At 49.5% G+C, this 13,158-nt stretch carries 12 protein-coding genes and 1 pseudogene; 10 read left to right on the top strand and 3 right to left on the bottom strand.

Features of this window, described 5'->3' with window-relative positions:
- Positions 1-141 precede the first annotated feature (141 nt).
- The 4 genes from I2G42_RS07775 (at position 142) to I2G42_RS07760 (ending at position 5,059) form a co-directional block, all read left to right on the top strand.
- Positions 142-2,352: a glycoside hydrolase family 36 protein gene (locus tag I2G42_RS07775; RefSeq protein ID WP_195530919.1), complete on the top strand. Its 2,211-nt coding sequence runs from the start codon at positions 142-144 to the stop codon at positions 2,350-2,352.
- A 77-nt stretch (positions 2,353-2,429) separates the two neighbouring features.
- Complete coding sequence (locus I2G42_RS07770) at positions 2,430-2,954, top strand: spore maturation protein (protein WP_195530918.1); 525 nt, start codon at positions 2,430-2,432, stop codon at positions 2,952-2,954.
- A 141-nt stretch (positions 2,955-3,095) separates the two neighbouring features.
- Positions 3,096-4,028: a cysteine synthase A gene (gene cysK / locus I2G42_RS07765; protein ID WP_117804466.1), complete on the top strand. Its 933-nt coding sequence runs from the start codon at positions 3,096-3,098 to the stop codon at positions 4,026-4,028.
- 122 nt (positions 4,029-4,150) lie between these two features.
- Entirely contained in the window at positions 4,151-5,059 is a 909-nt protein-coding gene (locus tag I2G42_RS07760; protein WP_055226191.1) for a LysR family transcriptional regulator, read from the top strand.
- 143 nt (positions 5,060-5,202) lie between these two features.
- Here I2G42_RS07760 and I2G42_RS16980 read toward each other — a convergent pair whose 3' ends face one another.
- On the bottom strand, positions 5,203-5,331 hold the full coding sequence (locus tag I2G42_RS16980; protein ID WP_416388227.1) for a DUF6783 domain-containing protein: 129 nt from the start codon (positions 5,329-5,331) through the stop codon (positions 5,203-5,205).
- A gap of 373 nt (positions 5,332-5,704) precedes the next feature.
- Between I2G42_RS16980 and I2G42_RS07755 the strand changes: the two genes are divergently transcribed.
- Positions 5,705-7,012 (top strand): O-acetylhomoserine aminocarboxypropyltransferase/cysteine synthase family protein, encoded by a 1,308-nt coding sequence (locus tag I2G42_RS07755; protein WP_055226193.1) that lies wholly within the window; start codon positions 5,705-5,707, stop codon positions 7,010-7,012.
- 118 nt (positions 7,013-7,130) lie between these two features.
- Here the strand turns inward: I2G42_RS07755 and I2G42_RS16815 are convergent.
- Positions 7,131-7,385, bottom strand: a pseudogene (locus I2G42_RS16815) (beta-galactosidase); the annotation flags it as partial.
- Between the two features lie 101 nt (positions 7,386-7,486).
- Positions 7,487-8,386, bottom strand: coding sequence for a LysR family transcriptional regulator (locus I2G42_RS07745; RefSeq protein ID WP_055226198.1), 900 nt, complete (start codon positions 8,384-8,386; stop codon positions 7,487-7,489).
- A gap of 229 nt (positions 8,387-8,615) precedes the next feature.
- On the opposite strand from I2G42_RS07745, the gene I2G42_RS07740 reads away from it, so the two are divergent.
- The 5 genes from I2G42_RS07740 to I2G42_RS07720 all read left to right on the top strand — a co-directional run bounded on the left by I2G42_RS07740 (position 8,616) and on the right by I2G42_RS07720 (position 13,095).
- Positions 8,616-10,085: a UbiD family decarboxylase gene (locus tag I2G42_RS07740; RefSeq protein ID WP_055226200.1), complete on the top strand. Its 1,470-nt coding sequence runs from the start codon at positions 8,616-8,618 to the stop codon at positions 10,083-10,085.
- A 74-nt stretch (positions 10,086-10,159) separates the two neighbouring features.
- A complete protein-coding gene (locus I2G42_RS07735) occupies positions 10,160-11,560 on the top strand; it encodes a subtype B tannase (RefSeq protein ID WP_055226202.1) in 1,401 nt (466 codons plus the stop codon).
- A gap of 18 nt (positions 11,561-11,578) precedes the next feature.
- The gene (locus I2G42_RS07730) at positions 11,579-12,154 is read left to right on the top strand and encodes a UbiX family flavin prenyltransferase (RefSeq protein ID WP_055226203.1); all 576 of its coding nucleotides are present in this window, start codon (positions 11,579-11,581) and stop codon (positions 12,152-12,154) included.
- Positions 12,148-12,516 (top strand): prenylated flavin chaperone LpdD, encoded by a 369-nt coding sequence (gene lpdD, locus I2G42_RS07725; protein ID WP_082424856.1) that lies wholly within the window; start codon positions 12,148-12,150, stop codon positions 12,514-12,516. The genes I2G42_RS07730 and lpdD overlap by 7 nt, the downstream gene beginning before the upstream one ends.
- A gap of 147 nt (positions 12,517-12,663) precedes the next feature.
- Complete coding sequence (locus I2G42_RS07720) at positions 12,664-13,095, top strand: RrF2 family transcriptional regulator (protein ID WP_055226207.1); 432 nt, start codon at positions 12,664-12,666, stop codon at positions 13,093-13,095.
- Positions 13,096-13,158 lie beyond the last annotated feature (63 nt).

Here is a 13,158-nt window from a genome sequence, read left to right as displayed (position 1 = left end):
AGTCTGGATCCGCCTGAAGGGCGGATCGGCGCAAGATGGTTGAAAAGAATAGGATGGAAAAAGCAAGAATGTGCTGGACTTTAGAGGGGACAAGTTATATGCTGGAAATATGAGAAAAATTTCCAAAGGAGGGTTTTTAAGATGCAGAAATGGACGAGCAGGATTGAGACCCCGATCAAGGCGGAGCTGATTTGTTATGATGTGAATGGAATTCATATTGTGTTTGGGGTGACGGAAGAGAATCAGCTGAAGCTGTTTCATTTTTCACATGCACCGTTTGACGCGGAGAATCTTTGCCGGAAGCCGGATAACTGGTGGCCGATGGAAGGGATGCGCGAGGCTCAGATTAAGGAGAGTTTTCAGCTGGTGCAGGTGAATTTTTCCGGGTATAACCGGCCGTATGAGAAGCATGGTAATAAGTACATTGTGACGGCTCCGGGCTTTATGCTGAAGTTTGATTCGATTTCGGAGGAGAGAAATGAGAACGGGGATCTGCTTCGGATTGTGCAGTCGGATGATGTGACGGGCGCGAAGGTGGAGTCTGTGATGCAGTTTTTTGATGGGATTCCGGTTGCGAGAATGTACAATACAGTGACGAACGAAGGAAAGGAAGACCAGACACTGGAGTACATTTCGAGTTTTAGTTACTGGGGTATTGAGAAGGAACAGAAAGAGGGAATTCCAGAGCTTGTCAGCTCGGATGACAAGATGTCGATGGTTGTGGTTCACAATGGATGGCAGAAGGAGCTGACGGTGAAGAAGTACCGGTTTGCAGATCTTGGCATGGCGCAGACACAGCCGCATAATTATCAGAGGACTTCGAAGACGATTGAGGTTACGAATACGGGTAACTGGTCGGCGAAGGAGTATATTCCGATGGGGTATATTGGGAACAGTGCGGCGGATTCGAGTCTATTTTTTGAGATTGATCACAGTGGTTCCTGGCATTATGAGATTGGGGATCAGAACTGCCATTTCTATTTAGCTGTCAGCGGACCGACGGAGATTCAGTCGCACTGGTCGAAGAATCTGAAACCGGGCGACAGTTTTACAACGGTTCCGGTGGCTGTTGGCGTTGGGCATGATGATTTTGAGGAGGCGGTTGGTACTTTGACGAAGTACCGCAGAAGGATCCGCCGTCCGAATAAGGATAATGAGAATCTGCCGGTTATTTTTAATGATTATATGAACTGCCTGTTCGGGGATCCGACGACGGAAAAAGAGTTTCCGCTGGTGGATGCTGCCGAGAAGGCCGGATGTGAATATTTTGTTATTGATGCGGGCTGGTATGCGGACGGCAACTGGTGGGACAGTGTCGGTGAGTGGCAGGAGAGTAAAAAACGTTTTCCGAACGGTGTGCGTGAGGTGACGGATTATATTCGGTCGAAGGGCATGATTCCTGGGGTATGGCTGGAGCTTGAGGTTATGGGTATTAACTGTAAGAAGGCTTCGATTCTGCCGGATGAGTGTTTCTTCCTGCGTCATGGAAAGCGTGTGTATGACAGAAGCCGGTATCAGCTCGATTTCCGTCATCCGCTGGTCATTGAACATGTGACGGAAGTCATTGACCGTGTGGTAAGGGATTACGGCGTTGGTTATATTAAGATGGATTACAATATTGAACCTGGTATTGGTACGGAAGTCGATGCGGACAGTTTTGGAGATGGCCTTCTTGAGCATGAGAGAGCGTATCTGGCATGGCTGGACGGCATTTATAAAAAGTACCCGGATCTTGTGATTGAGAACTGCTCGAGCGGCGGTCTCCGCATGGACTATGCGATGCTGGCGAGAAACAGTATTCAGTCGACGAGTGATCAGGAGGATTACCGGAATTATGCGACGATCTCGGCGAATGCAGCCATCGGCGTGACGCCGGAGCAGGCGGCGATCTGGTCGTATCCGCTGCGGGACGGCACCGAAGAGGAAGTTATTTTCAATATGGTGAATGCGCTGCTGCTTCGTATCCATCAGAGCGGCCACCTTGCAGAGATTTCGCCGGAGCGGTTTGATCTTGTAAAAGAGGGAATTGACTGCTACAAGGAGATCCGCAGCGGCATCAAGGACGGCGTTCCGTTCTGGCCGATGGGATGGGCGGATAATGAGGACAAGCACCTCGCAGCCGGCATCCGCGTGCCGGGGGATGTGATTTATCTTGGTGTATGGAGACGCGGCGGAGAGGCTGATTTTGAAGTTCCGCTGAACCGAGCATTCCCAGGGAAAGAACTGGAGGTTTCCTGCATTTACCCGAAAGCATGCGGTGATGTGTTCCATTACGATGACTACAGCAAGACGCTGCAGATTCACTTCCCGGAGACGTATATGGCGCGTCTGTTTCAGATTAAAGTGAAATAAAATTACATAAATCCCCGCCCGCGGAATAAATTGTATCGGAGTGTATCTGATAGGATTTTTCCGGGGAGGGGATTTTTTTGCGTATTCTTTCGGCACTTTCGGATCTGATGGTTCCCGTGCTGATTTTTTATGTGGTCGGACTGGGGCTTTTGATGAAACAGGATGTGTTCGGCGATTTTCTGAACGGGGCGAAGGACGGCATGCGGACGGTGATCGGAATTGTGCCGACCTTAATCGGGCTGATGGCGGCGGTCGGTGTGCTGCGGTCATCGGGGTTTCTGGAGGATTTTGGAAAACTGCTCGGAACGGTGCTGGAACCGGCGGGGATTCCTTCTGCCCTGGTGCCGCTCGGGGTTGTGCGCTTCTTTTCCAACAGTGCGGCGGTGAGTTTGCTGCTGGATCTCTACAAAGAGGCGGGGTGTGATTCCTTCGCCGGACGGGCGGCTTCGATTATGATGTCGTGCACGGAGACGGTTTTTTATACGATGGCGGTCTATTTCGGAGCGGTCCACATCAAAAAAACGCGGTACACACTGGCGGGTGCATTGCTCTCTTCCCTGGTCGGAATGGCGGTCAGTATTGCGCTTGCAGGTCTGCTCTAACCATCTTTTCTGATCATATCAGTGAAATGTGTTGACATTTTAAAACGATTGGAATAAGATGGAAACAACTTAAAACATACAAACTCAATAGGAAATAGGGAAATAGAGAAAAAGCGAGCAAAAGTAAGGAGGAAATCAACGATGGCAAAGGTATATGACAGCATTCTGGATCTTGTAGGAAAAACTCCGCTGGTAGAACTGAAACGAATTGAAGAAAAAGAAGGACTGCAGGCGAAACTGATCGCAAAAGTAGAATCCTTCAATCCGGCAGGAAGCGTCAAAGACCGTATCGCAAAAGCGATGATCGAGGATGCTGAGGCAAAAGGTCTCTTAAAAGAAGGTTCCGTTATCATTGAGCCGACTTCCGGAAACACTGGAATCGGACTGGCAGCGGCAGCTACCGTAAAAGGCTATCGTATGATCCTTACGATGCCGGAAACCATGAGCGTAGAGCGCCGCAACATTGTAAAAGCATACGGCGCAGAGGTTGTTCTGACGGACGGAACAAAGGGTATGAAGGGTGCGATCGAGAAAGCCGATGAGCTTGCCAAAGAGATTCCGAACAGCTTTATCGCAGGCCAGTTTGTGAACCCGGCAAACCCGGCAACCCACAAAAAGACAACAGGACCGGAGATCTGGGAAGACACCGACGGAGAGGTTGATATCTTTGTTGCAGGTGTCGGCACCGGCGGAACCATCACCGGAACGGGTGAATATTTAAAAGAGAAAAAACCGGAAGTAAAAATCGTAGCAGTAGAACCGGCATCCTCCCCGGTACTGTCCGACGGCGTTTCCGGACCGCACAAAATCCAGGGAATTGGCGCAGGCTTTGTGCCGGATACACTGAACACCAGCATTTACGATGAAATCATCAAAGTAGAAAATGAGGACGCTTTCGAGACCGGAAGATATCTGGCAGCCGAGGAAGCGATTCTCGCAGGAATTTCCTCCGGAGCAGCTCTGTATGCGGCGATCCAGCTCGCAAAACGAGAGGAAAATAAAGGCAAAACCATCGTTGTGCTCCTGCCGGATAACGGAGATAGATACTATTCCACAGCCCTGTTTGCCAAATAAAAGGGAACAGCTTCAGATTTTAAAATAATAGATATCAGCGAACACTGCCATCCGCGGCATTTTCTCTCCACCGCGAATGGCAGTTTCGCATATTAATTTATACCAGAAAGGGAACTTTACTTATGACATTACAACAGCTTCGCTACGTAATTCGGGCCGCAGATTCCAGATCCATGAATGAGGCGGCAAAGGCACTCTATATTTCACAGCCGAGTCTCTCCGGAGCAATCAAGGAGCTGGAAAAAGAGATTGGAATTGAGCTGTTCAAGCGCAGCAGCCACGGAACAGTACTGACCCCGGAGGGCGAGGAGTTTCTGGGTTACGCACGTCAGGTCACAGACCAGTATCAGCTTCTCGAGAACCGCTATATTTATCGCACCAAGGGAAAGAAAAAATTCAGCGTGTCGATGCAGCATTACAGTTTTGCCGTAAAGGCGTTCGTGGAGCTGGTGAAGCAGTTTGGTATGGATGAGTACGAGTTTGCGGTTTATGAGACGAGAACGTACGATGTGCTGATGGATGTAAAAAACTTCAAGAGTGAGCTTGGGATTTTGTATCGGAATGACTTTAATGCGAAGGTGCTGAACAAGCTGCTGAAGGATAATAACCTCGAGTTTCACGACCTGTTTTCCTGCGGAACGTACGTCTATCTATGGAAAGATCATCCGCTTGCGGATCAGGCGGAGATCACCATGGAGGAGCTGAAGGAATATCCATGCTTGTCATTTGATCAGGGAAGCAACAATTCGTTCTTCCTGGCAGAGGAAGTGCTTTCGACGTATGAATATAAGAGAATCATTAAGGCAAATGACCGCGCGACCATGCTGAATCTGATGGTCGGACTGAATGGCTATACGCTCTGCTCCGGCATTATCTGTGAGGAATTAAACGGCAGTGATTACCGCGCGGTGCCGCTTCATGCAGAGGAAAACATGATGATCGGTTATGTTTCCAGGAAGGGTATGTCGATCAGCGCACTGGGACAGCAGTATTTGGAAGAAATTCGGAAATATAAGGAGCTTGTGCTGTAAGAAAAGGGAGAAACAAGAAGACTTTAACCGAATCAAGTAAGTCCCCTGTTTCCATTGCGAAAAGCAATAAGCAGTGGGTGGGGACTTGCTTGTATTAGGAGTGGTATAAGCCACTCCTGATAAGCTGCGAAGCAGCTATTCGGTTATGAGCAAGTAGCGAATCGGATTGTGAATATCCGCTTTAACTCTCCGGAGTGTGTTTGAAAAAGGCTTTTCGCAAGCTGCGAGTCCCAGCCTGTGGGAGATGAATTGCGTTTGTTATCTTGTTTTATGCAGCGTGATTGGATATAGGAATTTTAGAAGAAAAAAGAGTGGCGATAAAGAATAGTTATAGGAAAAACCTATAACTGGCCATCAATTTTCTATATTGGACAAAGCAGAAGACTGTCGCTATAATAATCCTTGTAAACAGATAGGAAATATCACAAAAACGAGAGGAAGCGAAGAGAATGAGAGCAGTTTTCGCAGAGAATCGAATCGTGATCTATGATGTCATGTGTTGCAGCGTAAGCAGATAAAACCGAAAGAAAACGGAGCCGCATTGCAGCATGGACAGAACAGGATGACAACCGGTTCCGATAGATAATAGAAAATCGAACATGAAAAGAAATAGAAAAACGAAAAACAGAACAGGAGAATACAATCATGAGCAAAAAAACAAGAGCAGAAAGAAATCTTAAATTTGAAACCTTACAGCTTCACGTAGGACAGGAAAATCCGGATCCGGCAACCGGAGCAAGAGCAGTTCCGATCTATCAGACCTCTTCTTTCGTATTCAATAACTCCGATCACGCGGCAGCAAGATTCGGACTTCAGGATGCAGGAAACATCTACGGTCGTCTGACTAATCCGACAGAGGACGTCTTCGAGCAGAGAATGGCAGCACTGGAGGGCGGCGTTGCGGCACTTGCAGTAGCTTCCGGAGCAGCAGCTATCAACTACACCATCATCAACCTGGCACAGAAAGGTGACCATATCGTATCTGCAAAGAACATTTACGGTGGTTCCTACAACCTTCTGGCACACACCCTTCCACAGTACGGCATCAGCACCACATTTGTTGATGTATTCGATCTGGATGAGGTTCGCGCAGCCGTTCAGGAGAACACAAAAGCAATCTACATCGAGACGCTTGGAAACCCGAACTCCGATGTGGTAGATATCGAAGCACTCGCAAAAATCGCACATGAGAATAAAATCCCGCTGGTTGTAGACAACACCTTCGCAACTCCGTATCTGGTTCGCCCGATCGAGTACGGCGCAGATATCGTTGTACATTCCGCAACCAAATTTATCGGCGGTCACGGAACTACCCTTGGCGGTGTGATCGTAGACAGCGGTAAATTCGACTGGGAGGGATCCGGCAAATTCGCATCCCTGACCGAGCCAAACCCGAGCTACCACGGCATCAGCTTTACAAAAGCAGTTGGACCTGCTGCATTCGTTACAAAAGTACGTGCGATCCTTCTTCGTGATACAGGAGCAACTCTTTCTCCGGTCAATTCCTTCCTGCTTCTGCAGGGACTTGAGACACTGTCTCTCCGTGTAGAGCGTCATGTAGAGAACGCGCTGAAGGTTGTAAAATATCTGGAGAGCCAGCCACAGGTAGAAAAAGTACATCATCCGTCTGTATCCGATGATCCGGAGCAGCAGGCACTGTACGCAAAATACTTCCCGAACGGCGGCGGTTCCATCTTCACCTTCGAAATCAAAGGTGATGCACAGAAAGCAAAAGATTTCATCGACAATCTGGAGCTGTTCTCCCTGCTGGCTAACGTTGCCGACGTAAAATCTCTGGTTATCCATCCGGCAACCACTACACACAGCCAGTGCACCGAGGAAGAACTGCTGGATCAGGGAATCAAACCAAACACCATCCGTCTTTCCATCGGTACCGAGAACATCGACGATATCATCGAGGATCTGGATGAGGCATTTGAGGCAGTTCAGTAAAAAGGATACAAAGCAAAAGAGAATATAAAAAAGCATACAAAAAAAAGAAGCGTGTTTGAAAAAACAAACATGCTTCTTTTTTGGGCTTAGATAAACCGCATGGGAAATTATGATGCCAGAGCGTATTATGAATCGAATGCCAGTGCCAGTACATGACGCTGTTTGCACCGGAGGCAAGATGGCTGTAAGCCTGCTGGCGGAGCTGGCCCTTGTATGGCATCCATCCTGGAAATTCCTGTGCCTCGGTTTCCATAACAAGATAGTTGTCGTTTTTCAGAGAACGAATCATATCACCGCCAAAAGCGATTTCCGCACCGGTCAGATCGTCCTGGATCGGATGGTAAATATCGGTTCCGGCGATCGTCAGACATTTTACCAGCTATTTTTGTTTTTGCCTGCTATTAACCATAGGTCTGTCTCATGCTGCGTCAGCGTTACGCCGCTGGCATGTTTGAAAGCACCAGAAGCGTGTTTTTATACGGGATTTTGAATAAAAAAGACAAATGATTTCAGCGTCTGTGCAGAGATATTTCCCGGCTTTTTTGATGCTTTCATTTTGAGCGGATACGCGGCACCGATCACAAGAGGCGGTGCGTCGCGCAGAGGAACGGCGGTGACGTTTGGGTGGTGGAACAATGCAAAGTTACTCCCGGCAAACAGGCTTAAGGCTTCGCCGACTTCCACGGAGCTTATCATGGATTCCAGGCGGGCAGTGCGCAGGATGTGCGGCTTTTGGTCTGCCTTTTCAAATAGTTGCATACAGAGCTGATAAATCGAGGTATAGGGATGCATAAGAATCAGAGGTTCTCTGGCAATGTCAGCGATTGTCAGGGAAGATTTTTCTGCAAGCGGATGATCGATGGGGAGCATCACACAGAGACGATCCTTTGCGAGAGGTACAAAGTGATATTTCTGCGGTGAAATCATGGAATCCCGTGCAATGACAAGATCAAAACGACCGGACTGCAGACCGTCCATCAGCTCGTTTTCTTCACACTCTTCCAGCATCAGTTCAACCTCCGGATGCGTATGTGCGAAAGCGCGGATGCGGGAGGTGAGATGATACTGCGTCAGAAACGGAAGAGAGCCGACGCGGAGCGGCTGGCGTTCCGACTCTTTAAAGTGGCGCATTTTCTGCAGCATCTGATGATACTGGCGGGAGAGCTCTGAGGCTTCCTGGCAGAACAGCTTGCCTGCCGGAGTCAGAACCGCCTGGCGGCGGGTGCGGTCGAAGAGGGTGAGATTCAGTTCGGATTCCAGCTTCTGGATCTGCTTCGAGAGCGTGGACTGTGCGATATGAAGATTTTCTGCAGCTTCTAAAAAAGTGTCGCATCGGACGGTCATCAGAAAAAAGTCGATCTGTTCCATGGTCATAAGAGAGAACCTCCTTTTGAAAATCATTCCATTTCATTCATTCCATTCTGGAAACAATTGTACCACAGATCGAATTGATTCCACAAAGGTTTCTTTTTAAAATAAAAAAGGATAAAACATGCAGCAGGGAAAGTGGATGGAGAGGATCCGATGGATTTGCTGGCTGAATGGAGTACAAAAAAGAACATTCTATGAGATAGTTTTGATTTGGGGAATAAGGAGAATGATTATGGCTGAAAAAGTAAGAGATCTGCGCAGTGCGCTGGAACGATTGAAAAATATGCCGGGACAGCTTGCCGAGACGGATGTTGCAGTTGATCCGATGGCGGAGCTTGCCGGAGTTTACCGCTATGTCGGCGCGGGCGGAACGGTAAAACGTCCGACGAAAGAAGGACCGGCAATGATTTTCCGCAATATCAAAGGCCACCCGGACGCAAGTGTTGCGATCGGTGTCCTGGCGAGCCGGAAGCGTGTGGCTGCACTTCTGGACTGTGAGCCGGAGAATCTTGGGAAAATGCTGTATCACAGCGTGGAAAAGCCGGTTGCACCGGTGGAATTTCAGGGTGCGCCGCCGTGTCAGGAGGTTGTGCATCTGGCGACGGATCCCGATTTTGATCTGAACCGCCTCGTCCCGGCACCGACCAACACGCCGGATGACGCAGGCCCGTACATCACGCTTGGCATGTGTTACGCTTCTCACCCGGATACCGGGCTGCACGATGTGACGATTCACCGTCTCTGTATTCAGGGAAAAGACGAACTTTCGATTTTCTTCACGCCGGGTGCACGCCATATCGGCGCGATGGCAGACCGTGCGGAGGAGCTTGGCCAGAAACTGCCGATTTCCATCAGCATCGGCGTCGATCCTGCGATTGAGATCGGTTCCTGCTTTGAGCCGCCGACAACACCGCTTGGTTACGATGAGCTTTCGGTTGCAGGTGCGCTGCGGAAAGAGCCGGTGGAACTGTGCCATTGCGTTTCGGTAAATGAGATGGCAATTGCGAATGCAGAGTATGTGATCGAGGGCGAGGTTATCCCGGGCGTGCGTGTGCAGGAAGATCAGAACAGCCACACCGGTTACGCCATGCCGGAATTTCCGGGTTATACCGGTCCGGCGAGCGATCAGTGCCGCCTGATTAAAGTAAAAGCGGTAACACACCGGCGAAATCCGATCATGCAGACCTGCATCGGACCAAGCGAGGAACATGTTTCCATGGCGGGCATTCCGACGGAAGCGAGTATCTATGGCATGGTAGAAAAAGCAATGCCGGGACGACTCCGGAATGTGTACTGTGGTTCTGCGGGCGGCGGAAAATATATGGCTGTTCTTCAATTTAAAAAGCTTGGTCCAAGTGATGAGGGAAGACAGCGTCAGGCGGCGCTGCTGGCTTTTTCTGCATTCAGTGAACTGAAACATGTATTTCTCGTGGATGAGGACGTGGACTGCTTCGATATGAACGATGTCCTTTGGGCAATGAACACACGATTCCAGGGCGATGCGGATATCATCACGATCCCAGGTGTCCGGTGTCATCCGCTCGATCCGTCAAACGATCCGACGTGTTCGCCATCGATCCGCGATCACGGAATTGCATGCAAGACAATTTTTGACTGTACCGTGCCGTATGATCAGAAGAAAAGATTTGTGCGGGCGAGGTTTCTGGAAGTTGATCCGAAACACTGGCTGGACGAGGAATAAAAGCATGTTTTGCAAAAAAATGTTATATTGTGTTCTAAAAAGTATATTTTGTCAAAAAAGGAGAGTAGCCTGGTATGCTGAAATTTGAGAAAAACGATTATACAATAGAAGAAGTAACACTGTGTGGCGAGACGATCCGGTTTCGGGCGTTCCGCGACCTGATTTATGTGGAAAAACCGGTTAATGAAGAGTTTCAGAAGATGAATCTTTTTGTGCCGGAATGCTATTATGAGGGAGCATCCCTGCATGGCTATGATTTAGGGAGCGCGCCGGTTTTCATGCCGAATACGGTCGGCGGCTACATGCCGGGTCCGGCGGATGAGCCTGGAACGAATCCATTTTTACAGGGCAGACCCAACACGATTTTTCGTGCACTGCAGCACGGCTATGTTGTGGCATCCCCGGCAATCCGCGGCAGAGTGCAGAAGGGGGCAGATGGCCGGTACAACGGAAAAGCACCATCCTGCGTGGTTGATTATAAAGCAGCCGTGCGATATCTCCACTTTTTCGCGGATGAGCTGCCTGGCGATGCGAGCAAAATTATCACCAATGGAACGAGTGCCGGAGGTGCGCTGTCATCCCTGATGGGAAGCACGGGAAATCACCCGGACTATGAGCCGTATCTGCAGGCACTTGGCGCGGCGGATGCCGGAGATAACGTGTTTGCGGCTTCCTGCTACTGCCCAATCACAAACCTTGAACACGCAGACATGGCGTATGAATGGGAATTTTGCGGAGTAAATGATTTTCACCGTGCCAACATGAAAATGGATGAGGGCGGCCGCCCGGTTTTCACACCGGTGGATGGCGAGATGACGAAAGAACAGATCCTTGTTTCGGCAGAGGAAAAAGCAATGTTTCCGGCATATGTAAACAGCCTTGGATTGAAGGATGAAAACGGAGATCCACTGACACTTGATGCAGACGGAGAAGGATCCCTGAAGGAATATGTAAAACGCGTTGTGATGGAATCTGCGCAGAGAGCATCTGACCAGGGTGTGGATTTATCAGATAAACCATGGCTGATCGTCGAGAACGGCAAAGTGCAGGGCATGGATTTTACCGCTTATGTCAAAGACATCACCCGGATGAAAACGGCACCTGCTTTTGATGCGCTGGATCTGGAAAGCCCGGAGAATGATCTGTTTGGAAACGAGACGACAAACTGCCGTCACTTCACGGAATACAGCACAGCACACACGAAAGCACAGGGCGCGTGTGCGGAAGCAGAAGTTGTGAAAATGATGAATCCAATGGAATACATTATGGACGAAAAAGCAGAAAAAGCACAGCATTTCCGCATCCGCCACGGCGAGTGCGACCGCGACACCTCTCTGGTGATCTCGGCAATGCTGACGGCAAAACTGCGCGAGGCGGGCTGTGAGGTTGATTACCATTCCCCATGGAATACGCCGCATGCAGGCGACTACGACCTCGACGAGTTATTCGCATGGATCGATGGAATCTGTGGATAAAAGGAAGGAACGAGACGGATGGCTGTGGAAAAACGGATTGTAGTTGGCGCTTCCGGGGCGAGTGGAATGCCGCTGCTGATGAAGTGCCTTGAAATTCTGCGGGATAGTGAGGAATACCGTTCCCTTCTGGTGATGAGCCGCAGTGCAAAGCTGACGCTGGAACAGGAGACAGACTGGAGTGTTTCGCAGGTGGAAGCGCTGGCAGATGAAGTGCTCGAGCAGGACAACATCGGTGCAGGCCCGGCGAGCGGGTCGTACCGGACAGAAGGCATGGTGATTGTGCCGTGCAGCATGAAAACAGCGGCAGGAATTGTAAGCGGATACACCGACAATCTGCTGCTGCGTGCGGCGGATGTGACGATCAAGGAGAAACGCCCGCTTGTACTGGCAGCGCGGGAGACACCGATGAGTGAAATTCATCTGCGGAATCTGTACGAACTGTCGAGATTGTCAAATGTATGGATTGTTCCGCCGATGATGACCTTTTATCAGAAACCGGAGTCCATCGACGATATGGTGACACATCTTGCGGCCAAACTGCTTTTGCCGTTCGGCGTGGAAGTAAAGGAGTACCGGAGATGGAAAGGATGCTGACAAAAAAGACAACAGCTACAGGATGCACGATGGAAGTGACGGTAATGAAGATCGGTGAAGATTTTCAGATCTGTCTCGCCGGAGGAGAAAAGCCGCATATCGGCTGTGTGGTGCAGGCCGTACCACGGGAATCGCTGACCGGAGACGGGAGCTGGAGTGCGACTTCCTCGGTATGGAACCGCACCGGACATAAAGATGAGGTACTGTGCCGGATGCTGGCGGAAAAAATCTGTTGTGCCTGCCGTACCGTGACCGTCTGCACCGGTGGCGTGCATATCGATGGAATTACCGGAGAGCAGATCCGGGAGATTGTGGATGCGGTAGAGAAGATGGGAGAAGAGATTGCGCAGGATTTGAGATGATAAGTAAGCATGGAAAGCGGATAAAAAGTTATTGCATTTTTCGGACATGCTTTGGGTTTGTGTTATATTTCCTATTGAATATGTAGAGAATATGGAATAAAATAAAAGAAGGTATTTTTATCATGACATATATTCGGAGGAAATAAAATGAAAGTTTCGACAAGAGGACGGTATGCGCTTCGCCTGATGCTGGATCTTGCACTCAACAATACCGGCGAACCGGTGCGTTTGAAAGATGTGGCAAAGCGGCAGGAGATTTCGGAAAAATATCTGGAACAGATCATCTCGATTTTGAATAAAGCTGGTTTCGTAAAAAGTGTGCGCGGCCCGGCGGGCGGTTATTCCCTGAAACGAAAGCCGGAAGAATATACCGTGGGCATGATCCTGCGTCTGACCGAGGGCAGCCTTGCGCCGGTGGACTGTGTAGAAGACGGCGCCGACTGCGGCAGGGAAGATCAGTGCGTTACGGTGATGCTCTGGAAAAAACTGAACGATGCCATCAACAGTGTGGTGGACAATATTACGCTGGCAGATCTGGTGGAATGGCAGATGCAGAAGTCGAATGAGTATGTAATCTGACGGCAGACAGAATAAGCGATAACGTCCAATGAGGGAACAGAAGAGGGAAAATGGTGAAAACAT

Source organism: Fusicatenibacter saccharivorans (genome assembly GCF_015557635.1).
GTDB lineage: Bacteria > Bacillota > Clostridia > Lachnospirales > Lachnospiraceae > Fusicatenibacter > Fusicatenibacter saccharivorans.
The sequence above is the reverse complement of the archived record's forward strand: the minus strand, read 5'-3'. Positions and strand labels throughout refer to the sequence as shown.